The organism is Paenibacillus naphthalenovorans (assembly GCF_900099895.1).
In the GTDB taxonomy this organism is placed as follows: domain Bacteria; phylum Bacillota; class Bacilli; order Paenibacillales; family NBRC-103111; genus Paenibacillus_G; species Paenibacillus_G naphthalenovorans.
This window is the reverse complement of record NZ_FNDY01000005.1, coordinates 1-25,483: the sequence shown is the minus strand read 5'-3', so window position 1 is coordinate 25,483 and position 25,483 is coordinate 1. Positions and strand designations below refer to the sequence as shown.

Here is a 25,483-nt window from a genome sequence, read left to right as displayed (position 1 = left end):
AGAGAAAACAACTTTAATGATGGAGGATGCTCTATGGTTCCTACAAAAGAACAGTTGGAGAAGTACGCGGCGCTGGCTGTGCATGTGGGTGTGAACGTGCAGAAAGGGCAGACGCTGGTTGTGAACGCACCGCTTCAAGCGGTCGAACTGGTAAGGCTCATTGCCGTCAAAGCTTATGAAGCCGGAGCCAAACATGTGCATGTAGAGTGGAACGACGAGCAGCTCGCGCATATCAAATATAAGCTGGCTCCTGTGGAGGCTTTTCAGGAATATCCGATGTGGAAGGCTCAGGGATTGACGGAGATGGCGGAGAACGGAGCGGCGTTCCTTTCGATTTATTCACCCAGCCCGGATCTGATGAAGGATGTGGATCCCGACCGGATCTCAGCCGCCACGAAAACGAATGCTTCGGCCTTGAAAACGTACAAAAGTTATATCATGGCGCATAAGGTTGCGTGGTCGCTCATCTCGATCGCTACCGATCAATGGGCGCAAAAGGTATTTCCGGATCTGCCTACGGATGCCGCTGTGGAAGCGTTGTGGAACCGCATATTTGAGGCGACCCGTGTGAATTTGGAGGATCCGATCGAGGCGTGGAAAAAGCACAATGCGCACCTGGCACAAACCGTCGAGCTGTTAAATAACAAACGGTATAAGCAGTTGATCTATGAAGCGCCGGGTACGAGTCTGACCGTCGATCTGCCGGAGAAACATGTATGGCTGGGGGGAGCCAAAGAGAATGCCAAGGGCGTTTGGTTCAACCCCAATATGCCGACGGAGGAAGTGTTTACCATGCCTCATAAGGATGGCGTAAACGGGGTGGTGCGCAGCACTAAGCCGCTGAATTACGCCGGACAAATCATCGACGGATTTTCCCTTACTTTTAAAGACGGCAAGGTCGTGGATTTTTCGGCCAAAACGGGTTACGATGCGCTAAAACGGCTTCTGGACACGGACGACGGAGCAGGCCGTTTGGGTGAAATTGCGCTGGTGCCGCATCAATCGCCCATCTCGAATGCCAATCTGATTTTCTATAATACGTTGTTTGATGAGAATGCCTCCAGCCATTTGGCTTTAGGGCAAGCCTACCAGGTGAATCTTCAAGGAGGCACCGGGATGTCCGAAAAGGAGCTCTCAGACAACGGCGCCAACACCAGCTTAGTCCATGTGGATTTTATGATCGGTTCCGGGGATATGAATGTAGACGGATTGACCCCGGACGGCCGCCGGGAACCCCTGATCCGAAACGGGAATTGGGCGGTGTAGGTTTAGCCCGCCGTTGATCAACCGCAAATGAAAAGGACGAAGCAAAGCCGCATGCGCTTCGCTTTCGTCCTTTGGTTAAGGGATATCCCTTATTACAGGATATGAGCTTGTTTCTTTTTTGATGAATAGCATTTGCGGCAGACCGGCAGATAGCTTTCGTTGCCGCCGATTTGAATTTGTTCGCCTTCGAATACCGGACGCCCGTCCTCAAGGCGCATATTCATGGTTGCCTTCCTGTCGCAGTACCAGCAGACCGTCTTGATCTCCTCAATTTTATCCGCCCACGCGAGCAAATGATAGCTGCCCTCGAACAGCTGGGCCATGAAATCCGCCCGAAGCCCGTAAGCAATTACGGGAATGCCCAGCGTATCGGTAATTTCCGTTAACTGGAGCACCTGCTGCTTGTTCAGAAACTGCGCTTCGTCAATCAGGATGCATTTGGGTCTTTCTTTGGCTGCCAGTGCCACCATGTCGAGTTGATCGTCAATCACAATCCCTTCTTTGCGCATGCCGATGCGGGAAGCTACGGTGCCCACGCCATCGCGGTAATCCACCGCTGGAGTAAAAAGCAGCACTTTCTTTCCCTGTTCCTCGTAATTATGCGCTACACGCAGCACTTCAATCGATTTTCCGCTGTTCATGGTCCCGTATCGAAAATATAGCTTGGCCACGTTGAACGCTCGTCCTCTCCACAAAAAATAACGAAGACTTATCATAGCACAAGATGACAGAGAGGTACAGGGCGACTCATAGAATTGTACGCGGGCATGGACGGGCACTTCGAAACCAATGCGGGGAAGGAAGGTTGGGAGCGGCCCGTGAGGCGGACCGCGATCTGATGGGTTCCACTTGCGATTTTTTTTCAGTACGGAGGCGCCGGCCTGCGCCCGCATGGGCGTTTGACCGGTGGTAAGGGGTTATTTCCGCTTGATGCGTTTGTGAATGCGACAGGAGCATACTTTGCTCAGGAGATAAGGGGTCGATGTCATCGTAACCGCATGGCCAAAGAAGCGCAGCGACTGTACAATCCGCGGTACATCCTGGTTGACCATTCTTTTGAGCAGCTCAATGGCGGCCCGGTATTTTTTGTAATCATAGTCTCCGGTTTTATTGTCGTAAAAAGCATGCGGCAGTTCTTCCGGCGTCAAATAGGCGAACACTCGGCCGTCCACTTCCGCAATAAACGAAAGCGGCGACTCCGCGTATCCCTGCTTTATCCATTCCTCCCGCGTCATTCGATACACCAGAATCGTAAAGATATCTTCGTATAATTTCCCCTTATACTTAAAGCGAAAATGCAGCTCATACTCGGAATCGCGATCCTGTCTTCTTGCACCGACAACGCAGTAATTTCTCCACCATGTGGGAAAACGCAGGGTAAATCCGTATCGGTCGTTACGGTATACGAATTGGTTCGGCTTCCTCACGTCTTACCGATCTCCTTTCGCTCTCTCCTTCCTTATACTTTATTCACAAGAAAGGCTGCTTATGGCTTGAACCAAATGTTTTTGAACTGCACCCAATCCAGAGAATCGAGCGCAATGCCCTGGACGGAGGAGTGGTAGAGCGTTTTGAGCCTTTTAAAATAAAGAAAGCAAAGCATTTGCCTGGCGGTCAAATGAGATTCGATGGCCTGCAGCCATTCAGCGCGCCGCCAAGCGGCCGGCTCCCGGAGAATCTTATCGGTCAATTTGGCGACATGCGCTTTGACGGAGGGCTCGAGATGTCGCTGCATGCTTTTGTATAAATCGATGATCCTCAGTTCCGCATCGTTGTCGAGCATGATGGAAAAAAGCAGCAGATCGGCGTGCAGCCGCTGCTCGCTCTTGAACTCCTGAGCCGTCAGGAGGTTGATTTCCACAGCAAATCCTGCCTCCCGCAGCAGTGCCTGGACATGCAGAGCGTCCCGTTCGTAATTGGTGATTGTGCACAGAGTAAGCGGCTGCCCTGCGTAGCCCGAGCGCTTGACCAGCATCCTCAGCTTTTCAGGAGAGTAAGGAACCGGTTCCGCATCGTGCGGAAGACCGTTCCGGTGCCGGATAAAGCTGTCCCCCGCGAAAATGGCGTCGCCGCCGAGCCTCTCGAGCAGCCTTCCGCGATGAAGGGCGGAACACACGAGGCCGCGCAATTCCGGATCGTTCATCGGTCCTTGTTTCAATAGATTGAAGGTGAGAAAGCGGCACGTTGTACCCTGCTGCTGCACCTGTTCCCACCGATGTTCCGCCTCGTCCGCCAGCCTGTAGTTATGAATGATCTGGAAGCTCTCCAGTGTCCGATCGCGATCCTGCTTCTCCATATCCGGGATATGCCATAGCTCGACCCGGTCCAGATGCGCCCTCCCTTGGAAATAGTTGTGAAAGGCGTCCAGGACGCAAACGGAACCGTCGTAATGTGTAAGCTTAAACGGTCCGGTGCCGACGGGAGCGAGCGCAAAATCCGCTTGCCGCTCCTCGCAAATCTCCGCCGGCAGGATGGAAGCCCGGTTTGTGCCGGCGAACTGAAGGAACAGCTCGTTAGGTTCGGTGAGACGGATGCTGACGGTAACCGGATCCAGCACTTCCGTACCATCGATCTGCTGCTGTATCCAGCTGTAAAGGGAGCCTGCCGCAAGCCGTTTGAGCCGTTCGAATGTATACCGGACATCCTCTGCCGTCAGCTCCCGCCCATGGTGAAACTGCACACCCTTGCGCAGATGAAAGGTCCATACCGTTCTGGACTCGTCCGCTTCCCAAGCGTGCGCCAGGTGTGCCTCTATCGCTCCGGTAAGGCGGTTGTAGCGGACCAATGGGTCGAACAATTGGTGGACCAGATGCGCCTCGGCCGTATAGTGAATCGTGGCCGGATCCAGCGATTGCAGCGGCTGCGCAAGCGGAAAGCGAAGCGTATCCAGCCGCCGGCTGCCCTTGACCTCGCTGCGGTGACCGAAGTAGCTGTTCAGCCAATGATGAAAGCTGTCTTTGAACGTATCGGGTAAGGTCGATACGTTGATTTGCGCCAGTGCGCCCCGCAGATCCTTGCGCTCCACAAGCTCTTTGGCGGCGGAAAGAATCATATCGTCCGCATTCTGAATAAACAAGAGCCGGGAGCGGCGGCCGCGTCCCCGTTCGGCGGTCCAGGTCAGCCACCCCTCATCCTGCATTTTTCTCAGCAGCAGCTGGACGTTGCGATGTGTGCAATCGAGCTGAACCGCCAGCTCGTCCAAGGTAACAAAAAACTCCTGATGTTCGGTGATATGCGGATATTGACGGCGAAGACGGATGTAGTGGCCCGATAATTTCATAACCGGCTTTCCTCCCGTAAAATACAAATCCAATATGATAAAATACGAAATTTTCAATTTAAAAGTTGCGCTTTTTGTTCGTATTTTTCAAGCTACACTATAAAGTAACGACGAAGAACATTTGAAGGAGGAATGATTGATGCAGTCCAATGTGCTGCCGGAAATGGAGTGCTGCCGCAGCGGCGGAGCGGCAATGCCGCTTACCGTAGGGTGGGAGGAACAGATCCTGCGGGAGGTTGAAAGGTCTGTGCAGCAGGCCCAGACGGAGGAACGGCTGCTGCAAGTCTTTGGGAGTATAGCCAAGCTTGCCTATGGCCGCCTGCATGGAATGGGCTGGGTGGAGACGCTTGTACTCGAGGAGGCCGAACTGTTCGTCTATTGGGCGGATAAGCTGCCGGATCACCGAAGCACTTTAGTGATGCTGAAGGACAGGCTTCCTTTTGGAGAAAGGATCAAAAGCCCGTCCGGTGAAGGGACAACAAAGGAAATGCGCAAGCTGATCCTGGACATGCTCCGATATATGCGCCGTCCGCGGGAAGAGGCTGCGATTCATTAAAGATCTAAGGAGGGGCCTTCATATGATCAAGTCTTCGGAGAGACTGCGAAGCGATGTTATGCTGCTGGCTGCCGCTTTCGGCTGCGGAGTGCTGCATCATTATTTATTTTACGCTAAAGCTTGGGGAGTATCGTATCCTTTATTCGTACTGGTGTTCTATCTGTATTTTTATCTCTACGTCCCGAGAACCGAATCGTTCCGATCCAGGCTTTCCGCTGTCTTGCTCGTGCCAGTGCTGTTTCTGTCGTTCACTTATGTATGGTATACGAACGTTCTGTTGCACGTTCTCAACTCCCTCGCCGTACCGCTGCTGATCATCGTACATACCGTGTGGGGCATAAGAGGAGAGCAGCGCAGCACTTCCGTCGTGCTCCTGCTGGAGCAAGTGATCCTTGGGACGTTAAAACGGCTGCCGCAGCCTGTAGTGATCCTGATCCAATCATTGACCGGGCAGATGAAAGCGGATAAGGCTAAAGGGATGCTCAAGGTGATGTTGGGGATCGCTCTGTCCGTTCCGCTGCTGATCGCTGTCATCGGGCTTCTGGCATCGGCCGATTCCGTGTTTGAACGAACCTTAGCCCAGCTACCTGACTTGATGGGGGACCTTTCTGTGGGCTTGCTTCGCTTCGCTTGGATTGCGGCTGTTACCTTCGTTCTCTTTGCCTATGTTCAGGCGGGTAGGGAAGTGAAGCGTTCGGGTCCGATTCCCGTTGAAGCCCAGGATCAAACGGCCTTATGGGAGCCATCCGACTCAGGGTCTGAATCGAACCGCCTGCTTTCCGTCTTACCACAGCTGGATGCGACAGTAGCCGCTACCATTCTGATGCTGCTGAATGCCGTTTATGTATGGTTTGCCGTGTTTCAGTTTTCCTATTTGTTCGGAGGAGGCGCCGCCGCCCTTCCGGAGGGTATCACTTATGCCTCCTATGCGAGAAAAGGCTTTGCCGAGCTGGTTCTGGTCACCCTGATCAATTTCTCCGTGCTGCTAACCGCTCTATACGGCGTAAAGCGTCCCGGCCGGAAGGCATGGCGCTTTCTTCGCATCCTTCTAGCGGTGCTCATCGGCTGTACCGGCGTGGTGCTCAGCTCCGCGTTTTTGCGCCTGACCATGTATGAGGAAGCATACGGTTATACGGTGACCAGGCTGCTGGTACACGCATTTATGATTTTGCTGCTGGTGCTGTTCATTATTGCTCTGCTTAAGCTGTGGAAAGAGAATTTGCCTCTGTTTCAATGGTATACGGCTGCTGTAATCACAGCTTATGTCGTCTTGAATTATATGAACATCGATGCGATGATCGCCTGCAATAACATTCAAAGGTATGAAGTTACAGGGGAGATCGATGCGGCTTATCTCGGCAGTCTAAGCTATGAGGCCGTACCCTATCTGCTAGAGCTGAAACGCCTGCATCCCGAAGTGCAAGGGGTAGATGACGCGTTGGAGCGCTTTCGGGTAAGACTTGAACACCGTCAACCGGAATCGTGGACGGAGTTCAACCTATCCGTCCGGAGGGCTGGCAAGGCGCTGAATGTAACACAGGCGGATTAATCTGGGCCCGTTTTCTCTCACCCGCCATACTTCTTTTTGTAATTTGCGAGGGTCAGTAAGGGCCAAATGAAATTGTAGCTGTGGTAGCGGGTATAAAAATTACCGGGCAGTCCTGCGCCCGTCGGGTATTCGGCAGTCCATCCGGCATTGTCATGCAATACCATTTCAGACAAAGTCAGGATTCCTTTTTGGATGGAATCGGCAGGTACCTGATGGACGGCCACGAGCGCATCAAGCGCCCAAGCCGTTTGCGAAGGGGTGCTGGCATGCAGCGGGACATAGGCTTTCACCTGGTCGCTGCGGCACGATTCGCCCCAGCCGCCATCGGGATTTTGGATCGAGTCCAGCCATTGCACCGCTTTCAGGACAGTGACATGCTGCTTCGGCGCTCTGACGGCCATAAGTCCGGTTATAGCGGCCCATGTCCCGTATATATAGCAGATCCCCCAGCGGCCGTACCAGGAGCCATCCGGCTTCTGATGCCGGATCAGCCAGTCAGCGCCGCGGCGAACGAATGGATGAGCGATATCGAATCCCGCTTCACTGCCCAGATATTCCAGCGTGCGTCCTGTAAGGTCGGCGCTGGACGGATCGATGGCCGCTGCTTCGGCGCCGTCGACGGGCAGAAGCCGGGTAAGAAGGGCAGAGTCCTTGCCCTTCTCGAAAGCGGGCCAGCCGCCGTCCCTGTTTTGCATGGACAGCACCCAGTGCAGGCCGCGATCCCGCGCCTCCCGAAACTGCGGGCCAAAGCGGGCGGGGGTTGCGCGCAAAGCCCTCAGCGCTGCGGTCGTATCATCCACATCCGGTATGATCGTGTTCACATCGGAAAAACCCCAGCCGCCCGGCAGCGGATGATCCAATCCCAGGCTCCAGTCACCGAGCTTTGTGTGCTGGCGGGAGAGCAGGTATGCGTCCGCCCGCGCTATAGCCGGGTGCTCTGCGGAGTAACCGGCTGCCTGCAGAGCGTGGCTGATCAACGCGGTATCCCAAACCGTTGAAGAGGAATTCTGGATATGCTGCTGTCCGTCCGTCTCACCGGCCAACGATTTCAAGCCCTGGAGGGCATTGCGGATGACGGGATGATTAGCATCGTATCGAAGCGCGAGCAAGGCATAGATCATCAAAAAAGTGCTGGAGGCATAGCTGTACAGGGTCCCGTTCGGCTCAATCCGATCCAGCATGTAGGATTCCGCTCGCCGCAAGGCCTGCTGATGAAGCTCTTCGGGGAGCAGTGCGAGCTTCTGGATGCCCGCTTTGATTTGTTCGGCGAAGGGAAACCACCGCGACTCCTGCTCATGCTCTCGCAGCGCCGGATCCGGGTCAGCCGTCAACAGCTCGGACAGGTCGGGCGTTGCCTCGGTTCGTATTACAAATTTGAGGTCGGCGAGGATCAGAACGGGGGCAAGGTGTACCCTAGCATAGCTGGATAAATCATGGAAGCTGATCGGAAGGGAAGAAGGGAGCAGCATCATTTCAATCGGGATTTGGCGGAAACGGGGCCAGGGAACCTGTCCGGTGACAGCCAATATCACTTTGGTAAGCAATCCGCTGACGTTGTGAAGCCCGCCTTTGGCTATAATAAAACGTTTGGCTTTCTGTAGAGCCTCATCCGTTTGATCGACTGTACCTGAGTACAGAAGCGCGTAATAGGCCTCCACCGTAGCCGACAAATGCCCCTCATCGTCGTCATGGTACCATGTCCACGATCCCCCGGGCCTTTGTTTGTCCAGTATCCGGGAAGCCAAACGCCGTATAAGACGCTCGTCGCCGAGCTTTAATAACCTTAAGATAATGATCATATAGGCATCGGTCAATATTCCGCTCTCAAAGCAAAAACGCCATGATCCGTCCGGGGATTGCCGCTCCAGCAATCCCTCTGCCAAACGATTCATGGCGGCTTCAACCGTTCCGGTATTCCGATTCATTCGCCCATCTCCTCTCCCCTATTATTGTATGGGAGAGAACGGGGAATCATTCAAAGTACTTAAGAGCCCGATGCATACTTCGAGAGCGTGTACCCGTGGATCGTTTTCGGAATTTGGTTTAATGATGTCAAGGTAAAATAAGCTCCGGACGGCTTGACGTCTACCTCCACCTGATTATACGCCCACTCCCGCTCCGCAGGCATGAATATGGCGTGAATCCCATTCTTCAGTGCAGGCAGAATATCGGTGCGCAAGGAATTGCCGATCATCCAAGTGTTCCTGCGGTCCAATCCGTATCCCCGGATCAATCCGTTCAGAAATTCGGCATTCTTGTGTCGGGTAATATGAATCCGGTCGCCAAAATAACGGTCAAGACCGGCCTCCGTCACTTTGCGCATCTGAATCGCCGGATCGCCCCCCGTGTACAGGTGGAGAGTGTGCCCGTTTTCCTGGAGCTCATTCAGCGTTTCTTCCATATGGGCGTAGGGCTCAATGCTGTGACTGTAAACGGAAGAGCCAAGTGCAAGTAAACGCCCGATTTCCTCCTGGCTCTTGGGGCGTCCCGTCAACTCCGAGTAATATTCGTAAGTATCCACGAACGACTGGGGAAAATGGTCCGGCGAAAATCCGTTTAACATTACCCGCTCCAGATCGATTTGAGCCTGTTTCCTCTTCAATTCCTCCACGGATAACGGATATCCTTGAAACCAGGTCTTCATCTGATCAGCAAACCGGTCGATCACCGAATCGAAAAATTTATTGCAATAAATGAGCGTATCGTCCATATCAAACAGTATCGTCTGTTTACTCATAAGCTACTCCTACTCTCTCTATTAGCTTTCTAATCATTATAGCATGGCGATAGCGATCGTCACATCCTCCTGCATGGACTCGCACATTTCGCTGTGGCCTTGGAAAACAGCGCCCTGTTCGATAATCAGCGAGGCCGCCTGCACCGTGCCGAGGAGGCGGCCGGTAGAGGTGATGCGAACAATGCCGGCCGCCTGCACCTGACCCTCCAAATGCCCGGCGACAACTACATCGCGGGCCCGAAGCGCGGTGGAGCGGACTTTGCCCTTCTCTCCGACGGCGACTTCTCCTGTCGTTTGAAGCACTCCTTTGAATTCCCCTTCAATACGAATATCCGCCTCTGAGCGCCAAGCGCCTTCGAATACGCTTTCCGCTCCGATTAACGAAACTTCACCGCCCGATTTGCGGGAAGAGCCGCCTTTACTGAATAAACGAATCCGCATAAACGCTTCTCCTTTCTATCATGAAGAGGGCAGGTAAGGCAGCGGGTCGGCGCTCTTATCCCCCATCAGCACCTCATAGTGCAAATGGGGGCCTGTACTGCGTCCTGTCGTCCCCAGCTTGCCAATGGTTTGGCCTTTATCGACAGCTACCCCCTTGCGCACATCGGCGCTGTTTAAATGCATATACCAGGTACGAAGCCCTTGGGTATGCTCTACGATAATATTGTGGCCGTGCAGCTTGTCGTAACCCACGGAATCCACGATACCTTCGGCCGCGGCATATACGGGATCGCCCAGTTGGCCAGCGATATCGATTCCGCGGTGAAAGCTGAGCTTCTTCGTGAACGGGTCTTTCCTGTACCCGTATGGCGAGGTCACAATTCTCGAAAGCGTAGGCCATATGTCGGGCGTGCGCCTCTGGTATTCCAGCTTTGCCTGCAGCAGCTGCTTCGAATGGGAAAAACGGGTATGCAGCTTATCCATCTCCGTTTGCAGCGCTGAATAGGCAGCTCCGGTGGCGCTTGCAAGCTTCCTGATTTCAGCGGTAGATACGGGCCATTCCGGCCCCCCTAGTCCATGGTAGGCGGCAGAGGAATCCGCCCCCGGCTCTGCTGAGGTAACGGCCGCTCCGCCGCTTCCGGCCGCATCGGCCGCGAGCTTTTGCAAATCCTGCTCAAGGCGCTTCATTTCTTCCATTTTGTGATGGATTTCCGCGGCCTGCTTGGAGAGGGCGAAAATGTCATTGTGCAGCTGCTCGATGGCTGCGTTTTTATTCTGCAAATCCTGCTCAAGTGCTATTGTTTTGCCGTGCAGCGCAGCTTTTTGCATATACATGGAAGCGGCGGTATGCAAATGGTGCAGGTAGATCCAACTGGCCGTGACAACCAGGAGCACTACAGCTGCGGTAGTACCCCATAGAGTACCGCGGGACAGCTTGACCCGAATTACGCTTTCATTCGCTTCGGGTATCATAACGAACGTCAGCTTGTTTTGAAACCACTTGAAATTCATAAAGACTCCTTTCAGTTTTTGCTCTTGTCATTGTTTCATACCGTCCGGAGGAATGTAACGGAACGGGCGGCCTTGCATCGGCATGGGGATGGTATCTGGATGACTTTAAGAATCGGGTGCCTCCTTTGCCGAGTATTTAGAAACATAGTTCATCTCCATATGCGAGGTCAGGACCATCCCGATTAAACAGATCCAATAGCCGGTCGCGCAGATCATGCCTGCGAAAGAGTAATCCCGGCTGACGGAAAGACCTAAGATAACAAATCCGAAACAAAGAAAAATCAACAGGTTCCCTATCCGTACCCAGGATTGAAGGGGGATATGAGCCAACCGGTTCTGCATATGCTTGCCCGGGGGGCGATCCCGCTTGTCCTGAGGCTGTCCGGACTTTTGCTGCGCGCTGTCCTTATCCGGGCCGTGACGGTTCTTTTCTGTGCTGCGTATGGGAAAACGTCTCATCCGCAACCAGAGGGCGATCAACAGCACAGGCTGGTAGGCCAGCACAAGGACGGGTGAGCAGTAATTGCCAAAGCTGAACACCTCGGTCGTATTTTTGAAGGCGAGAAGTGTCGTCATGAGCAGAACGAGACTTAGCGGCGAGTTCAGAAGCGTATAATCTCTCTTCTTCAGCAGGCTGGTCACCCCGGTTAAAAAGGCCAGATAAATCAGGATCACCTTGCAGGCCGTCACCGGAAACCAGATGCTTAAGATAAACAAGTCGACCCTGTCGAGAAAGTCCGTAATATGAATTTGCTGCACCAGGCTGTAGCTCGGATAAATCATGTTGCCGGGAAGGTTCGGTCCAAAAACGATCACTTGCAGAAATTGGAAGATCGTCAGCAGCAGAACGGCCATCAGGGTCCCATGTCGAATACTGGACCGGAATTGCTTGATGCTCCACATCGTGTGCATAAAAGCGCCGATGACAAAGACATCGCCGAACCAACCGATGCCCAGAATATTGGAGTACCAAAAACGGATCGCTGGAACCGTCAAAATGGGTTGCAGCAATTCCAGGTCCAGCTCGTTGGACAGCATGAACGGCAGCAGAAGCACCAACAGGAAAAAAATCGGGAAAAACAAATCGTTCACTCTTGCGATCACTTCCACGCTGGTGCGTCCGTAGAACATCAGCAAAATCATAAACAGCAAGACGATAATTTCTTCCGGGGTTTGGGGAAGCAAGATCGTCCCTATAAATTTGCCGGATGACAGCAAATCCCGCATGAGGATCACCCAGAGGTGCACGACAAGCAGCAGGTTAACGACGGTGCCGATGATCCTGCCGAACAGCGCGAAAATGATCTCGAACAAATGCATATTGGGAAACCTCATGCTAAGCTGCACCAATACGTACCCAAACACCAGAACATACAGTGCAGGGAACAAATACGTAAACCAGGCGTCCATATGCGAGGTCCGGATCAGCTCATGCTGAAGGCTGAGCAGACCGCCTCCGGTTAATAATGATCCGAGCAACCAAGCTGCTTGACGTCCATTAATGATTTGTATAGATTTCATTGTCCGGTTCCTTCCTTTGGTTCATCACTGCGGATGAATAATGGAGAAGATCCAAGGCGATACCTTCTCAACCAAATAATGTGTCGGCATCGGCGGTTTGTAGCCCAGCGTTATGGAAACGAAGAGACCCAACGCAACGGCGTAGAGTAAAATATACAACCGCTTCACATCATTGGGCTGCTGCGCCCAGTGTTTGATGTCAAGGAAGATATGGAGAAGCATCAGCAGCGCAAACCCGATCAAAAATTGCGTATTCAATATCCGTTCCCCGCCTTCGTCACATTCTCATAAATCAAACCGGTCTCCGAAAGCGTGTTTTCTATGTGAACATTGAAATCGGCGTCTTTGAACCCTTGCGGCCAGGCTTTCTCGTAGGTTTCTTTCCATAACCGGGGATAAGCGATCCACAAGCGTGTCCCCAAGCTGATGGAGTCCGTTTCTTTATTCGCCATTTTTTTTAACGTTTCTTCAACAGAGCTTTTCATATAGGAGCCAATCCTTTGCTCCAGCTTCTTGATTTTGTTTATTTGACTAAGATCGTAGTAATCGCTGCTTTCAATAACCTTGGATTTCGAGTCAATGTATATGTCATAAGCGAGCTTGCCGCCTGCCAGCTTGGGCTGGATTTTGCTGCGGGGCTCATAGATGCTTGCGGTAATGAGCTTGTTCTTTTCTATAGGAACCGTGATTTTCAATGTAACCGGTTCGTTCTTCAGGAGCGCCAGTCCCAGAGCGGTGCGGCCTTCAAAGATCCCGACCATCTTGTCTTTCCGGAATTGGGCGTAGCCGAGAACCTCGATTTCCTTCGATGGCTTGGGGCCTTTCTCGGATTCTTTTACTCCGACATATACAACCACCGGATCGCTGCCGATGGTACTGAGAGATAAAGCAATATCCTTGATGTTTATATTCATCACCGTTCTTGCTTTCACAAGCTCCCGGATTGCCTCGGATGGAAATCTTTCAAACTGCGGGTTCGCTTGCAGAAGGTCATATGCCTTCCCTTTAGAGACGATTAAAAAAGTGGACATCCGGCTTTCCGCCGTACGTGCCGTAGCGTCAAAAATCTCCCGGATCCCTTTCTTGGCATATTCTTCTCCCACCACCAGCGTTCTGCGGTGAGCAAGGAACATCCGTCTGGACATTCTTTTCTGCAGCTTCGCTTGTGCGCTTCTGATTGTATCTCCGACCGCCGAATCGATGTAGTACGTTGTATTGCCGGCCGTACCTCCTCCTCCCCCGGTAGGACCGCCCATAGACCCGGGGAGCGGCAGAAGCACGCTGTAACGAATCGAGCCGTCTTCTTCCAGATCCACCGCCGTGGTGAGGATAAAAGCCAGGTCGTTGATTTCCGTCCGATCCCAGCAGCCCGTAAGGGAGACCAGGATGAGCATAAGGAGCGGCAGGCGGGTTAGCGCAGGTCTCATTCCTTTTTCACCTCTGAAGACTCATGTTTAATTTTTTTTCCTTTCTGACCGGATTGTTCCATGATTTCCTGTGACAGCGATTCTCCCATTCTTTTTTCATCCTGCAGAGGGATATAAGTCGGCCGTGTCCTCATCAGCCACCAAGGGGATCGGATGATCACGTCCTTCAGGTCGCTCGATGACAACGGGCCAAAGGGCGACAAGTAAGGAATTCCGAAGGATCGCAAGCTTGCCATGTGCCCGATGATGAGCAGGATCGATATCAAGATGCCGTACATTCCGAGCAGCGCGGCGGCAACAATGATCGGAAACCGCAGCATCCGGATGGCGATCGCTCCGTTAAACCGCGGGATCGTGAAAGAGGCGATGCCCGTAAGGGAAACGACGATAACCATTGGAGCGGAAACGATTCCCGCTTCCACTGCGGCTTGACCGACAACCAACGCGCCCAAAATGCTGACGGCAGAGCCGACCGCCTTCGGCAAACGGATGCCCGCTTCCCGCAAAGCCTCGAAGGTGACCTCCATGATGAAGGCTTCAACTACAGCCGGGAAAGGAATCGATTCGCGGGCAGCGGCTACCGAAAGCAGCAGCGTCGTCGGCAGCAAGTCTTGATGGAAAGTGGTGATGGCGACGTATAGGCCAGGGGTGAGCAGGGAGAGCACCATGAAAAAATAGCGCAGCCATCTGATTAGCGTGGCGATCTGAAACCTTTCGTAGTAGTCCTCGCTGGCCTGCATAATTTCCGTGAACACAAAGGGAACGATAAGAACAAACGGTGTGCCGTCCACCATGATGCCTATCCGGCCTTGGAGCAGAGCCGCCGCTACCATGTCCGGTCTTTCCGTGTACTGCACCTGCGGAAACGGAGAATAGGCCGAGTCCTGAATAAACTCCTCGAGATAACCCGTCTCCAGGACGGCGTCAATATTGATTTTCTCCAATCGTCCGATGACCTCTTCTACGATTTTGGGATCTGCAAGGTCTTCTAAATAAGTGATGATTACGCTGGTGTTGCTTTCGCGGCCGATGGTCAAGGGCTTCATTTTGAGGTGCGGCGTTTTCAGCTTGCGGCGAATCATAGAGGTGTTGGTTCGTATATTTTCAACGAAGCCTTCCCTTGGTCCCCGGATAACGGTCTCCGTATCCGGTTCATTGATCGAACGCTTTTCCATGCCCCGAATCCCAAGCATTAAAGCTTTGTTGTTTCGATCGACGATCAGCCCCGTATCCCCGCCCAGCACCGAGAGCAGGAGATCCGCATAATTGTTCGCTTTCTGGATTTGCGAAACGGGGAGCACCGATTCCGATATGTTATCGATAAGCTGCTCTCCGCCCTCCAGAATCATAAGCGTCTTCATCGCTTCATTGACGAGCTCCGTATTGGTTAAACCATCGACAAAGAACAGGATGGCATCCTGGCTTTGCTCCAGCCTAAATTCGCGAATGACAAAATCGGAGCTGTCCTTGAACAGCTCTTTCAAATAATTTTTATTCTCCTCCAGACTAAGGAAAACCGGTACCGAACGGAGCTCGTCGATAAAGCGGTAATTCCGTTTTTGCAGCAGGCTTTCTTCATCTTCCTTTTGTTTCTTGCGGTTGATTCCCGTCATGATCCTGACGACCTCCTTCGCCCACTAGGTCAAATCCAAGCTTTGCCGGAGCATGTTCGGTATATTTTTCTCCAATTGCGAAAAATTATGACAATCTTGATTCATCTTGTTACAATCAGGGGGAATAGGTCCTTGCGCATATGTAAATGATAGACACCAGTTAAAGGGGGAAGGCTAGCGGTGCTGTGGCTCGTTATAGCGTTGTTATTATTCATTCTGCAGATATTGACCATTCTCATCGGAGAGTTCCGGCATCCGCCCAAAGCCATGGCCTGGCTTTTTATTCTGTTTATTATTCCGGTCGTCGGTTGTGTTATGTACTATTTTCTGGCCAAAGAATACAACCGCAGAAGAAAGGTGCGGCGCAGAGGGCTGTCTGCAAGAAGCGATATTCGTCTTGTGGGGTCAAAACTAAAGGCATCGGATCCCGAGTGGGATGACAATCAATTTAAAAACTGGCGGCACGAACAAAGGCTATTCGCCCTGCTCAACAATATTCCCGGTTCACAAGTTACCTACCGCAATGAGATCGAAGTGCTGACGAATGCCAGTGAGGCATACCCTGCCATGCTCGAGGCGATGGAGCAGGCGAAGGATCACATCCATTTTGAATTTTATACGATCCGCGATGACGGAGTGGGGAAGCAATTTCAAGATGTATTGATCCGTAAGGCGCGGGAAGGCGTGAAGGTTCGTTGTATTTTTGACGGGATCGGCAGCTATCAATTGAGCAGCAAGTTTACAGATGAGCTGAAGCAGGCCGGTTGTGAAGTCTATTTTTTTCTGCCCATCATGATCGCTTTTTTCAATCAGCGGATCAATTACCGGAATCATCGTAAAATCGTGGTGGTGGACGGGCTAAAGGGGTTTGTCGGCGGCATCAACATCGGAGATGAATATTTGGGCGGGAATCCGAAGCTCGGTTTTTGGCGGGATACGCATTTGAAGCTGGAGGGCGACGTGGTGTATTCCCTGCAGCATACGTTTTTGGTCGATTGGCTGTTTGTCAGCGGTAACCGCCTTACGGACACCAGCCTGTTTCCCGAACATGAGTGCCGCGGCCGGAAGCCGGCGCAGATCATAGACAGCGGACCTGATGCGCACTGGGATGCAATCCTGGAAATTTACTTCGGAGCCATTACGGCGGCAAAGAAACGACTCTATATAACAACGCCTTATTTTATCCCGGACGCCAGCATCTGCATGGGACTCAAAACGGCGGCAATCAGCGGTGTCGATGTGCGTATTATTTTCCCGCAGAAGTCGGATTCAAGCATTGTAAATTATGCATCCATGTCTTACTTTGAGGAATTGCTGCAGGCGGGAGTCCGGTTTTATGCCTACCAAAAAGGGTTTATTCACGCCAAGGTGATGCTGATCGACAATCTGCTGGGGACCGTTGGAACGGCGAATGTGGACATGCGCAGCTTTTACAGCAATTTTGAACTGAACGCCGTAGTGTACGATAGGGAGACGCTGCATCGGTTGGAAAGTGATTTCCTGCATGATTTGAAGGATTGCCGCGAGATCAAGCTGGAAGCGTTCGAAAAACGGTCCCGATGGCAGAAAATCAAGGAGGTTATGGGGCGCATTTTATCTCCGCTGTATTAAAGCTTCCTGCAGGATATGGATGGTATCCGCGGCCCCTTACGAACACGAATCCCCTCGCTCCGCTGCAGGTCATTCAGGAGTTAACGCGCAAGGTCCGAGGCGGAACCTGTATCCTGAATGTTATTTCCTGATGAACGACAGTACATGATCGAGATTTTGCGGAGGGAGCTGAGCAATCAGGTCTCCTTTTTGCTGCAGGCGTTCGATGATGTTGAGCAGGTGAAAGTCGCGCGGATCGCAGCGCAAAGACACTTCCTCCCAGGTCAGCGGCGTCGATACCGTGGCATCCTTGCGGGCACGGGGCGTATAGGGAGCGGAGAGCGTTTTGCCGTACCAATGCTGCAAATAGTCGATATAAATTAAAGTGCCGCGGTCTTTCTTCAGCCGCTCCACCGTAAACAGCTTCGGGTGCTTTTGTACCGCATAGGAGGCGACGAACTGCCCGATACCACGCAGCTCTTCGAAGGTATACCCGCGGTCAGCCGGAATCGGAACATAAATTTGTACGCCGGTTGCACCGGATGTCTTGGGCACGGACTTGATCTTCATGCCCTCAAGGATCTCTCCGATGATTTCCGCAGCCTCCATGATGCGCGGCTCCGGGTCGACACTCGGGTCGATGTCGATCAACCATTCGACCGGAAGCGTCTCCCCGATCCGATGGAAGGAGGGATGAAACTCCAGACAGGCCAAATTTCCCAACCACAACAGCGTAGGCAGAGAGTCGAGGTGAACGTAATTAATCGACTCAAGCACAGCTGTTTTCACAAAATCGGGCGTGGGCTCCGGCGCATTTTTCTGGTAAAACGATTTATCGTTCCAGCCATGAGGAAACCGGATCGTCGTCAAATAACGGTTTTTGCAGTAAGTCAGCAAGTAGGGTGAAAGCTGGGCCAGCTTCTCCAAATACATCGCTTTGGTGATCCCCTTCTCAGGCCATAACGGCTTATCGGGATTTGTGATCGTCAGTTCATGACCATCAACCCTCAAGGCGCCCTTCGTTTTCTTATGTTTAGTGGTCACAGCCATTGGACAGCTTCACTTCCTTTTCTAAGTGCTATTCATAGCTTTTCGCCGAATGGGGAATCGTATCCCTTGAAGAAAGGCAGGCGGTGACCGGAATGTGTCCGATGAAGCCCGTCATTCCCTTCGAACCGGTGTCCGAAAGCTTAGTGCCTTCAGAGGACCGTTGGATTCACCAGGTCAAATGGGATGGCGTCCGTATGTTGACTTATTACGACGGCCGGCAGTGCCGTTTATTTAACCGCAAATTGAATGAAAGAACGTTCCAATACCCTGAGCTTACGGAAGTACAAAAGTATTGCCGGGCCGATTCCGTTATTCTTGACGGCGAAATTATAGCGCTGGGCAAGGACGGGAAGCCCTCGTTTCATGAGGTCATGAAGCGGGACGGCATCCGCAAGCTGGACAGGGTTCCACAGGCGATGAGGCAGGTGCCCGTTGCTTACATGCTCTTCGATCTGCTGTATTATGACGGCCAATGGGTATTGAACAAGCCGCTCAGCGCCCGGTTGGAGCTGCTGAACCAAACGATTATTCCGGGCCCTGTCATTCAGATTGTTCCTTCGTATGATGACGGAGCAGCTTTATTTCAAATGACGCGGCAGCAGGGCCTGGAGGGAATCGTCAGCAAGGAGCTTCACAGTACGTACAGCATTAACGGGAAAGACAGGCGATGGGTTAAAGTCAAAAATTACGGGGATATCGCAGCGGTCGTCGGGGGCTATACGCTAAACGGAGGCATTGTGAATGCGGTACTTGTCGGAGTCTATACCGCGGAAGGGAAGTTATGGTATATCGGCCATGTCGGAACCGGCAAGCTGAAAAAATCAGAATGGGTCGAGTTAACGGCCAAGCTGAAACCGGCGACCATCCGAGACAAGCCCTTCGACAATGAGCATCCGGAAATGAAAGGGGCTTATTGGGTCGAGCCCAAGCTTGTGGTCAAGCTTCAGTATACGGAATGGCGATGGCAGGAGGGGCGCACCTTGCGGCAGCCTTCCATTCAGGCTTTTATCGATGTGCCTCCTCGGGAATGTGTGTTTGACGGAGTGTTATGACGGCATAGTATTGCCGCTTCGCCCGTTCATGAAGGGGATCAAGCCAATTTGTGCATCAAAAAGGTTACCCGCCGCGTTTGGATTCCGACAGGTAACCTGTATGAATGACCGATCAGGAGCCGACCGTTTCCTTCGCCTTCGTCTTTGCTTTTCCTTTTTTGCCTGCTGCTTTGGGCTTATCCGCCGCTGCAGCCGCAGGATCGGGCGTTACCGGCTTCACTGCTTCCAAGCTGGCCTGAAGCGCCGCCATCAGGTCGATAACGTTGGTTTTACGCTGTTCCGGCGCCACACGGATCTGTTGTCCGGAAATTTTTTGTTCGATGGCCTGCATTACGGCAGCACGATAATCATCCTTATACTTTTCAGGCTCGAATTCCGTCGAGAGCTGGTTTATCAGCATCTTGGCCATTTCGAGCTCTTTGTCGTTCACGTTGATTTGCTCCGGCAGCCCCGGCACCTGATCGACAGAGCGGATTTCATCGGGGTAAAAAATCGTCTCCATCGCAATACAGCGGTCGATGATGCGGATGGCGGCGAGGCTGCTCTTGGAACGAATCGACACCTTGGCGATGCCGATTTTACCCGTTTGTTTCATGGCTTCCAGCAGCAGATTATAGGCCCCGGCGCCGGTTTCATTAGGTGAAAGATAATACGTCTTCTGAAAATAAATAGGGTCAATGTCGGAGAGATCGACAAAATCGAGAATTTTAATTTCCTTCGTCGCTTCGCCCCCTAAACTTTCGAGCTCATCCTTGTCAAAAAGCACGAAGGAACCAGGTTCATATTCATAGCCTCTGACAATCTCAGACCACTCGACCTCACGTTCGCAATGCTGGCATTTGCGCACGAAGTTGAGCGGGGTGCTGCATTCCTTATGAATCATCCGCATAGAGATATCCTTGTCCTCGGTGGCGGAAAACATTTTTACCGGTACGTGGACCAAGCCGAAGCTGATGGCTCCTTTCCAGACTGTATGCATGACGGGTTACCTCCCAGGGCTTACAAAAGCCCTCCTTTTTCCGTTAGTATGCACATCGGAAGCGGGATTCATGAAGTTTTATTCCTCGTTGTATGGAGTTCCGTGCGGTTGGGACATCCTAACAGGAGACGGCGGCGTTCAGGGAAAATGGAGCCGGTCTCATCTTCAGATCAAGGAGGGAACAACGTTGACGGAAGCCAATACGTCAGGCGGGAACAATACTGCGGATACGTCGAATGAAGGCCGGGATACCAGCTTTATGGATATCGACCGCATGATAAACGAAGGCTTGGGAGGCGGTACGGTCAGTATACATAACGGACTGATCGAGGAGAGTACGACCGATACGATGGATTATCCGGAGTCGGTGCTAAACGGCGGTGATGAACAATGAATCTGGCCCGCGCGCAGCAGATTTTGAATGCAGATGAGAAAATCGACGTGGAGCTGAACGGCGTATCCGTATGGATCGATAGCATCGATGCGGAGGAGAAAACCGCCAAGGTTCACGCGGAGCACCAACCGGCCGATACCCGTGTGGTTCCGGTTGAGGAACTTGAGGAAGTAAAGTAAAGCAAAGCAAGAGCTTTCCCTGAGCGTCTGCCGCCATTTCGGGGGCAGGAAGGCAAAGGGGAAGCTTTTTTGTTGCTACAAAAAGGCGGTAGGGCTATAATAGTGGTCAAAACATTAGCGGAGGCGGATAGCATTGAGCTCGATCGAGGAATTTGCCTTGATTCGGCTGCTGACCGGCGGCAAGCAATCGACTGCTTTTCAAAAGTCAAAGGGCGTGGAAACGGGAATCGGAGACGATGCGGCCGTTGTGCATGTCCCGCATGGAAGCCGTTTGATACTGACTTGCGATACGATGACGGAAGAAATCCATTTTAAGCGTGTGACCATGCGGGATACGGACGTCGGATACAAGGCTATGGCATCGTCCGTAAGCGATATTGCCGCCATGGGCGGGACGCCGCGGTTTGCGCTGGTCGCACTCAGCCTTCCGAGGGATGCGCCGGTAGAGCGGGTTCGCGCGATGTACGAGGGATTGTATGACTGCGCCTCCCGCTATGGCGTTGCGATCGTAGGCGGCGATACGACGGCAAGCGCCGGAGGCATTACCTTGACGGTTACGGTTATCGGTGAAACCGAAGCGGACAAAGCGCTGCTGCGTTCTGCGGCGCGGTCGGGCGACGTTGTCTTTGCCACCGGGCTATTGGGCCGCTCCGCGGCGGGATTGGAGTACCTGCTCGGGCTTGCGCAGCCATCGGATGTTTGGGATACTGTACCCGAGATGGAAATGTACCGGCCGCTGATACAAGCGCACTGCCGGCCAGAGCCCCAGGTGCAAGCCGGAGAGCTGCTTCGTCAGTCGGGGTTTCGTCATGCGCTGAATGACGTGAGCGACGGGCTTGCCAGCGAAGCCTGGGAGATTGCCGAAGCTTCCGGGGTCGGTATCGATCTGAATGAGGATCAAATCCCAGTGGCGGAGGAGCTGCTTTCGTATGCCGCGCGGGTAAACAGGGATCCGTTAGATTATATCCTGTACGGCGGAGAAGACTATCAATTGGTTGGAACGGTGCCTGCCGAGCATGCCATGGAGCTGCAGGCCGCTTTTAAGACGGCGGGGCTCCCGCTTTATCTGATTGGCTGTGTGAATGCCGAGCATCAAGGCGTTCGGCTTGTGCGAAGCAGCGGCGGTGCGCTGCCCCTCGGCAAGCGGGGTTACAATCATTTTGGCAGTTAAAAAGACGGAGGAATGGAAGAATGCCCTTATATGAATACAGGTCACGCAGTGTGGGGGACACGTCTCGGCTGGCAGAACGCTTAGCCTCGTTGTTTATTCCCGGCACCGTGCTGACGCTGGACGGGGAACTGGGCGCCGGTAAAACCACGTTCTCCCAGTCGGTTGCGAAGGCGATCGGGGTGAAGGAGATCGTAAACAGCCCTACCTTTACGATCATCAAAGAATATGAAGGAGAACGGTTTCCTTTTTACCATATGGATGTGTACCGCTTATCTGCCGAAGAGGCGGACGAACTTGGATTGGACGAATATTTTTACGGTCAGGGCGTGACTTTGATTGAATGGGCGTCCATTATCGAGGACCTGCTGCCGCCCGAGCGGCTGGCTGTGCGGATCGAGCATGATGGTGAGCAAGGACGGCGCTTCCAATTGATTCCCTATGGCGAACCTTACGAAGAATGGTGCCTGAAACTGAAGGAGAACGGATACTTATGATAACTGGAACGGGAACGGATCAAACCGGCCGGCACGGCGGCCTGATGCTTTCCGTGGATACGTCAACGGCATCCATGACGATTGCGCTCACCCGGGAAGACAAGCTGCTGGGAGAGATGACGTCGAAAGCGGAAAGAAACCATTCGCTGCACCTGATTCCCGCGATGAAGCGTCTTATGACGGAGGTGGACGTCAAGCCGGCGGAGCTTAACGGGTTTGCCATAGGCGTCGGCCCCGGATCGTATACGGGAGTACGTATAGGAGTAACGGCAGCAAAGACGTTTGCATGGACGCATAAACTGTCGCTGTTTGGCGTATCCACATTGGAAGCCATGGCGCTCGGAGGGGCGGAAACGGCTGTGACCGGAGCATCGTTTGGTATGACCGGGGAAATGTCGGAAGTCCGTGACGGTGAATTAGGCGCACTGGACCGCGTTCTGAAAGAGACGGAGAGAGCTCGCGAAACAGTATGGCTCATTCCTCTCATTGATGCGCGCAGGGGTCAGGCATTCACGGCTTTATACGAGGCAGGTGCCTCCGGCTGGAAGTGTGCCGTCCCGGACGGCATCCGGCTTATGGCCGCCTGGACGGAGGAATTGGCATTGCATGCCGCTAAACACCAACCGGACCGGATCGTCTTTACCGGTGAGCTTGAGCAGCATTCGGAGCCGATTCGATCCTTTGCATCCCGCTGTGCCGGGCGTGTGGAGGAAATGGTTCACGGCGTGAGGGCCCGCCATGTCGCAGAGCTCGGCCGTATTCGATGGAAGCGGGGGGAAACCGAGGATGTTCACGGGTTGGTTCCGAATTATACGCAGCTGGCGGAGGCCGAAGCCAAGCTTCTCGCTCAACGATCATAGAGGAGGACGGTCCGCTATGGAACGTAAACAGGAAACGGAAGCGATTCCTGACAGTGATGTGCAATTCAGAGCGATGCGACGAGAGGACATACCTGTCATCTGTGAGATCGAGCGGGAGTCGTTTACTACGCCCTGGACCGCCGGGGCTTTTGAGAATGAGCTGTCAAACAATCAGTTCGCCCAATATATTGTGATTGAGCATGACGGCGAGATCGCCGGTTACGGCGGAATGTGGCTTATTATGGAAGAAGCGCATGTCACCAATATAGCGATCCGGGCAAAATACCGGGGTCGCAAGCTGGGAGAACGATTGCTGACGGAAATGCAGCGCACCGCCAGCTTTTATGGGGCGGTACGGATGACGCTTGAGGTGCGCCCATCCAACAAGATTGCCCAGCGGCTGTACGAGAAAAAGGGATTTCGGTCTGTAGGCGTTCGCCGGGGATATTATACGGATAATAAAGAAGATGCCATCATCATGTGGGCAGATCTTCCAAAACGAACCGTATAAGCAAATAACGGCAGAGCAATTTCGCTTCTGCGAAGCCAATGAAGTAAAGAAGTATGAGAATTGCGATCCTGAGATTTTAACATTCAGGAACACTGAGCAATTTCGTTTCTGCAAAACCAATGAAGTTAAGGAAGTATGAGAATTGCGATCCTGAGATTTTAACATTCAGGAACAGGAAGCAGGTTTGCATATATGAATAGAGATCATATGATAAGCCATGGGAATGAAGGCGATTCGGCGCCCGTTTATATTCTTGCGGTGGAGACGAGCTGCGACGAAACGTCTGCAGCGGTAGTCCGTGACGGACGGGAAATTCTTTCTAACGTGGTTTCAAGTCAGGTGGAGACTCATAAAAGATTCGGCGGTGTTGTTCCGGAGGTAGCTTCACGGAAGCATGTGGAATCGATCACGTGGATTCTGGAAGAGGCGCTGACGCAGGCCGGGGTGCAGCCGCAGCAGTTGGCGGCCGTTGCCGTTACCCAGGGCCCGGGCTTGGTCGGTTCGCTGCTGGTTGGCGTGGTGGCCGCAAAAGCATTCGCTTGTGCCCTCGACCTGCCTCTTATTGGCGTACACCACATTGCCGGCCATATTTATGCCAACGAGCTGGTGCACAAGTTGGAATATCCTTTTATGGCTCTTGTGGTGTCGGGAGGACATACAGAGCTGGTGCATGTGGAATCCGAGGGGAGCTTCCGCATCATCGGTCAAACCAGAGACGATGCCGTTGGTGAAGCCTATGACAAAGTCGGACGGGCACTCAAGCTGCCGTATCCCGGCGGTCCTCATATTGATCGTCTGGCGCATGAGGCGACGGAAGCGGTGACGCTTCCCCGCGCATGGCTTGAGCCGGATTCTTACGACTTCAGCTTCAGCGGGCTGAAGTCGGCTGTGTTGGCTGTGTTGAATCAGGCCAACATGAAAGGGCAGCCTTTGGCCCCGGAGGCCGTGGCGCGAGGATTCCAGGACTCAGTCATCGACGTCCTGGTGGAAAAGGCCATTCGCGCCGTAAGGAAGTTTGGCGCAAAGCAGCTGCTGCTTGCGGGCGGGGTAGCCGCCAACAAGGGTCTGAGAACGGCGCTCGAAACGCGCTGTAGGCATGAAGGCGTACCTTTGCTCGCGCCGCCGCTTAGCTTGTGCACCGACAATGCGGCGATGATCGGCGCCGCCGCGTTCTTGAAATACCGCCGCGGCCAGTTTGCGGCGCTTGATATGAAAGCTGAACCGCAGTTAAAACTCGAGGCCTGGTCGGTATAGACCGGAATAATCATGGAGCAGGTTGAATCGGACTGCTCCATGGAAAATTTTCAACAAATAAAACAGTTGCTTTCTATTTTCATTTTTGATATATTACTCTTTGTCGCTTCTGAGGCAGGCATTGAAACAGATTCAACTTGAAACTTGAATATGAAGGTTGGAAAAAATGCTTGCATGCTGAGGAGAAATGTGATAATATATAAGAGTTGTTTCCGGAGGTCAATTGAGATTGATCGGCTTTATCGGAAACTTTTAAGAGAATGAAATTGCCCTTTGAAAACTGAACAACGAGTGAGTGTAAAGATAGAGAATCGAAAGATTCTCACCAGTAGTAGATAATGAGCTAATCAGCTTTTCTTTATTGGAGAGTTTGATCCTGGCTCAGGACGAACGCTGGCGGCGTGCCTAATACATGCAAGTCGAGCGCTGGGGGTGCACCCTTAGGGGAGACCTCCTGGAGCGGCGGACGGGTGAGTAACACGTAGGCAACCTGCCTGTAAGACCGGGATAACTACCGGAAACGGTAGCTAAGACCGGATAGGTGGTTT

25 protein-coding genes and 1 rRNA gene are annotated in these 25,483 nt (G+C 52.9%); 13 read left to right on the top strand and 13 right to left on the bottom strand.

The genetic code is table 11. The annotated features are described in order from the left end of the window. Positions 1-33: 33 nt before the first annotated feature. Positions 34-1,266 carry an aminopeptidase gene (locus BLT35_RS06770; RefSeq protein ID WP_074727361.1) on the top strand — a complete coding sequence of 411 codons (1,233 nt, stop codon included), beginning with the start codon at positions 34-36 and terminating at the stop codon, positions 1,264-1,266. A 92-nt stretch (positions 1,267-1,358) separates the two neighbouring features. On the opposite strand, the gene BLT35_RS06765 is transcribed toward BLT35_RS06770, so the two are convergent. The 3 genes from BLT35_RS06765 to BLT35_RS06755 form a co-directional block, all read right to left on the bottom strand. Continuing rightward, the gene (locus tag BLT35_RS06765; RefSeq protein ID WP_062410671.1) at positions 1,359-1,937 is read right to left on the bottom strand and encodes a thymidine kinase; all 579 of its coding nucleotides are present in this window, start codon (positions 1,935-1,937) and stop codon (positions 1,359-1,361) included. A 246-nt stretch (positions 1,938-2,183) separates the two neighbouring features. Then, positions 2,184-2,693, bottom strand: coding sequence for a hypothetical protein (locus BLT35_RS06760; protein ID WP_062410672.1), 510 nt, complete (start codon positions 2,691-2,693; stop codon positions 2,184-2,186). A gap of 59 nt (positions 2,694-2,752) precedes the next feature. Beyond that, on the bottom strand, positions 2,753-4,546 hold the full coding sequence (locus BLT35_RS06755) for an ABC transporter substrate-binding protein (protein ID WP_074727360.1): 1,794 nt from the start codon (positions 4,544-4,546) through the stop codon (positions 2,753-2,755). 139 nt (positions 4,547-4,685) lie between these two features. On the opposite strand from BLT35_RS06755, the gene BLT35_RS06750 reads away from it, so the two are divergent. Then, the gene (locus BLT35_RS06750) at positions 4,686-5,102 is read left to right on the top strand and encodes a hypothetical protein (protein WP_074727359.1); all 417 of its coding nucleotides are present in this window, start codon (positions 4,686-4,688) and stop codon (positions 5,100-5,102) included. A 22-nt stretch (positions 5,103-5,124) separates the two neighbouring features. Further along, positions 5,125-6,651: a DUF4153 domain-containing protein gene (locus tag BLT35_RS06745; RefSeq protein WP_062410675.1), complete on the top strand. Its 1,527-nt coding sequence runs from the start codon at positions 5,125-5,127 to the stop codon at positions 6,649-6,651. A 17-nt stretch (positions 6,652-6,668) separates the two neighbouring features. On the opposite strand, the gene shc is transcribed toward BLT35_RS06745, so the two are convergent. The 8 genes from shc to BLT35_RS06705 form a co-directional block, all read right to left on the bottom strand. Further along, positions 6,669-8,576 (bottom strand): squalene--hopene cyclase, encoded by a 1,908-nt coding sequence (gene shc / locus BLT35_RS06740; RefSeq protein ID WP_074727358.1) that lies wholly within the window; start codon positions 8,574-8,576, stop codon positions 6,669-6,671. A 59-nt stretch (positions 8,577-8,635) separates the two neighbouring features. Further along, complete coding sequence (locus BLT35_RS06735) at positions 8,636-9,388, bottom strand: HAD family hydrolase (RefSeq protein ID WP_062410677.1); 753 nt, start codon at positions 9,386-9,388, stop codon at positions 8,636-8,638. 36 nt (positions 9,389-9,424) lie between these two features. After that, the gene (locus BLT35_RS06730) at positions 9,425-9,829 is read right to left on the bottom strand and encodes a bactofilin family protein (protein WP_074727357.1); all 405 of its coding nucleotides are present in this window, start codon (positions 9,827-9,829) and stop codon (positions 9,425-9,427) included. An 18-nt stretch (positions 9,830-9,847) separates the two neighbouring features. Next, positions 9,848-10,840, bottom strand: coding sequence for a M23 family metallopeptidase (locus BLT35_RS06725; RefSeq protein ID WP_074727356.1), 993 nt, complete (start codon positions 10,838-10,840; stop codon positions 9,848-9,850). Positions 10,841-10,945: 105 nt separating this feature from the next. Continuing rightward, a complete protein-coding gene (locus BLT35_RS06720) occupies positions 10,946-12,361 on the bottom strand; it encodes a GerAB/ArcD/ProY family transporter (protein WP_074727355.1) in 1,416 nt (471 codons plus the stop codon). A 24-nt stretch (positions 12,362-12,385) separates the two neighbouring features. Continuing rightward, positions 12,386-12,619: a hypothetical protein gene (locus BLT35_RS06715; protein ID WP_054819618.1), complete on the bottom strand. Its 234-nt coding sequence runs from the start codon at positions 12,617-12,619 to the stop codon at positions 12,386-12,388. Further along, positions 12,616-13,788 carry a Ger(x)C family spore germination protein gene (locus BLT35_RS06710; protein ID WP_074727354.1) on the bottom strand — a complete coding sequence of 391 codons (1,173 nt, stop codon included), beginning with the start codon at positions 13,786-13,788 and terminating at the stop codon, positions 12,616-12,618. Before BLT35_RS06710 ends, BLT35_RS06715 begins: the two co-directional genes overlap by 4 nt. Further along, positions 13,785-15,401, bottom strand: coding sequence for a spore germination protein (locus BLT35_RS06705; protein ID WP_062410682.1), 1,617 nt, complete (start codon positions 15,399-15,401; stop codon positions 13,785-13,787). The genes BLT35_RS06710 and BLT35_RS06705 overlap by 4 nt, the downstream gene beginning before the upstream one ends. Positions 15,402-15,581: 180 nt before the next feature. Here BLT35_RS06705 and cls point away from each other — a divergent pair, with 180 nt between their 5' ends. After that, positions 15,582-17,012, top strand: a complete 1,431-nt coding sequence (gene cls / locus BLT35_RS06700) for a cardiolipin synthase (RefSeq protein ID WP_074727353.1) — start codon at positions 15,582-15,584, stop codon at positions 17,010-17,012. Between the two features lie 120 nt (positions 17,013-17,132). On the opposite strand, the gene ligD is transcribed toward cls, so the two are convergent. Next, on the bottom strand, positions 17,133-18,041 hold the full coding sequence (gene ligD, locus BLT35_RS06695) for a non-homologous end-joining DNA ligase (protein WP_074727352.1): 909 nt from the start codon (positions 18,039-18,041) through the stop codon (positions 17,133-17,135). Positions 18,042-18,142: 101 nt separating this feature from the next. Between ligD and BLT35_RS06690 the strand changes: the two genes are divergently transcribed. Beyond that, positions 18,143-19,093 (top strand): ATP-dependent DNA ligase, encoded by a 951-nt coding sequence (locus BLT35_RS06690; RefSeq protein WP_062411139.1) that lies wholly within the window; start codon positions 18,143-18,145, stop codon positions 19,091-19,093. A 112-nt stretch (positions 19,094-19,205) separates the two neighbouring features. Here BLT35_RS06690 and ku read toward each other — a convergent pair whose 3' ends face one another. Continuing rightward, entirely contained in the window at positions 19,206-20,072 is an 867-nt protein-coding gene (ku, locus tag BLT35_RS06685) for a non-homologous end joining protein Ku (protein ID WP_074727351.1), read from the bottom strand. A gap of 70 nt (positions 20,073-20,142) precedes the next feature. Between ku and BLT35_RS28030 the strand changes: the two genes are divergently transcribed. From BLT35_RS28030 to BLT35_RS06645, 8 genes are all read left to right on the top strand, one after another. Further along, positions 20,143-20,466, top strand: coding sequence for a hypothetical protein (locus BLT35_RS28030; protein WP_171005959.1), 324 nt, complete (start codon positions 20,143-20,145; stop codon positions 20,464-20,466). Then, positions 20,463-20,645 carry an H-type small acid-soluble spore protein gene (locus tag BLT35_RS06675; RefSeq protein WP_062410685.1) on the top strand — a complete coding sequence of 61 codons (183 nt, stop codon included), beginning with the start codon at positions 20,463-20,465 and terminating at the stop codon, positions 20,643-20,645. Before BLT35_RS28030 ends, BLT35_RS06675 begins: the two co-directional genes overlap by 4 nt. 133 nt (positions 20,646-20,778) lie before the next feature. Next, positions 20,779-21,816 (top strand): thiamine-phosphate kinase, encoded by a 1,038-nt coding sequence (gene thiL / locus BLT35_RS06670; protein ID WP_054819622.1) that lies wholly within the window; start codon positions 20,779-20,781, stop codon positions 21,814-21,816. 20 nt (positions 21,817-21,836) lie between these two features. Further along, positions 21,837-22,310, top strand: a complete 474-nt coding sequence (gene tsaE / locus BLT35_RS06665; protein WP_054819623.1) for a tRNA (adenosine(37)-N6)-threonylcarbamoyltransferase complex ATPase subunit type 1 TsaE — start codon at positions 21,837-21,839, stop codon at positions 22,308-22,310. After that, on the top strand, positions 22,307-23,170 hold the full coding sequence (tsaB, locus tag BLT35_RS06660) for a tRNA (adenosine(37)-N6)-threonylcarbamoyltransferase complex dimerization subunit type 1 TsaB (protein ID WP_062410687.1): 864 nt from the start codon (positions 22,307-22,309) through the stop codon (positions 23,168-23,170). Before tsaE ends, tsaB begins: the two co-directional genes overlap by 4 nt. Before the next feature lie 16 nt (positions 23,171-23,186). Beyond that, complete coding sequence (gene rimI, locus BLT35_RS06655) at positions 23,187-23,681, top strand: ribosomal protein S18-alanine N-acetyltransferase (protein ID WP_074727350.1); 495 nt, start codon at positions 23,187-23,189, stop codon at positions 23,679-23,681. A 192-nt stretch (positions 23,682-23,873) separates the two neighbouring features. Next, a complete protein-coding gene (gene tsaD / locus BLT35_RS06650) occupies positions 23,874-24,935 on the top strand; it encodes a tRNA (adenosine(37)-N6)-threonylcarbamoyltransferase complex transferase subunit TsaD (protein ID WP_083351216.1) in 1,062 nt (353 codons plus the stop codon). Between the two features lie 358 nt (positions 24,936-25,293). Further along, a 16S ribosomal RNA gene (locus BLT35_RS06645) occupies positions 25,294-25,483 on the top strand; the annotation flags it as partial.

Excerpts from the sequence above, each read along its gene's own strand:
- BLT35_RS06725 (WP_074727356.1), bottom strand. The coding sequence starts at position 10,840 with ATGAATTTCAAGTGGTTTCAAAACAAGCTGACGTTCGTTATGATACCC.
- BLT35_RS06735 (WP_062410677.1), bottom strand. The coding sequence starts at position 9,388 with ATGAGTAAACAGACGATACTGTTTGATATGGACGATACGCTCATTTAT.
- tsaE (WP_054819623.1), top strand. The coding sequence starts at position 21,837 with ATGCCCTTATATGAATACAGGTCACGCAGTGTGGGGGACACGTCTCGG.
- BLT35_RS06710 (WP_074727354.1), bottom strand. The coding sequence starts at position 13,788 with ATGAGACCTGCGCTAACCCGCCTGCCGCTCCTTATGCTCATCCTGGTC.
- BLT35_RS28030 (WP_171005959.1), top strand. The coding sequence starts at position 20,143 with ATGAAGTTTTATTCCTCGTTGTATGGAGTTCCGTGCGGTTGGGACATC.
- BLT35_RS06705 (WP_062410682.1), bottom strand. The coding sequence starts at position 15,401 with ATGACGGGAATCAACCGCAAGAAACAAAAGGAAGATGAAGAAAGCCTG.
- BLT35_RS06730 (WP_074727357.1), bottom strand. The coding sequence starts at position 9,829 with ATGCGGATTCGTTTATTCAGTAAAGGCGGCTCTTCCCGCAAATCGGGC.
- tsaB (WP_062410687.1), top strand. The coding sequence starts at position 22,307 with ATGATAACTGGAACGGGAACGGATCAAACCGGCCGGCACGGCGGCCTG.
- BLT35_RS06745 (WP_062410675.1), top strand. The coding sequence starts at position 5,125 with ATGATCAAGTCTTCGGAGAGACTGCGAAGCGATGTTATGCTGCTGGCT.
- ligD (WP_074727352.1), bottom strand. The coding sequence starts at position 18,041 with ATGGCTGTGACCACTAAACATAAGAAAACGAAGGGCGCCTTGAGGGTT.
- ku (WP_074727351.1), bottom strand. The coding sequence starts at position 20,072 with ATGCATACAGTCTGGAAAGGAGCCATCAGCTTCGGCTTGGTCCACGTA.
- BLT35_RS06690 (WP_062411139.1), top strand. The coding sequence starts at position 18,143 with ATGAAGCCCGTCATTCCCTTCGAACCGGTGTCCGAAAGCTTAGTGCCT.
- BLT35_RS06750 (WP_074727359.1), top strand. The coding sequence starts at position 4,686 with ATGCAGTCCAATGTGCTGCCGGAAATGGAGTGCTGCCGCAGCGGCGGA.
- BLT35_RS06675 (WP_062410685.1), top strand. The coding sequence starts at position 20,463 with ATGAATCTGGCCCGCGCGCAGCAGATTTTGAATGCAGATGAGAAAATC.
- shc (WP_074727358.1), bottom strand. The coding sequence starts at position 8,576 with ATGAATCGGAATACCGGAACGGTTGAAGCCGCCATGAATCGTTTGGCA.
- tsaD (WP_083351216.1), top strand. The coding sequence starts at position 23,874 with ATGAATAGAGATCATATGATAAGCCATGGGAATGAAGGCGATTCGGCG.
- BLT35_RS06755 (WP_074727360.1), bottom strand. The coding sequence starts at position 4,546 with ATGAAATTATCGGGCCACTACATCCGTCTTCGCCGTCAATATCCGCAT.
- BLT35_RS06720 (WP_074727355.1), bottom strand. The coding sequence starts at position 12,361 with ATGAAATCTATACAAATCATTAATGGACGTCAAGCAGCTTGGTTGCTC.
- BLT35_RS06770 (WP_074727361.1), top strand. The coding sequence starts at position 34 with ATGGTTCCTACAAAAGAACAGTTGGAGAAGTACGCGGCGCTGGCTGTG.
- rimI (WP_074727350.1), top strand. The coding sequence starts at position 23,187 with ATGGAACGTAAACAGGAAACGGAAGCGATTCCTGACAGTGATGTGCAA.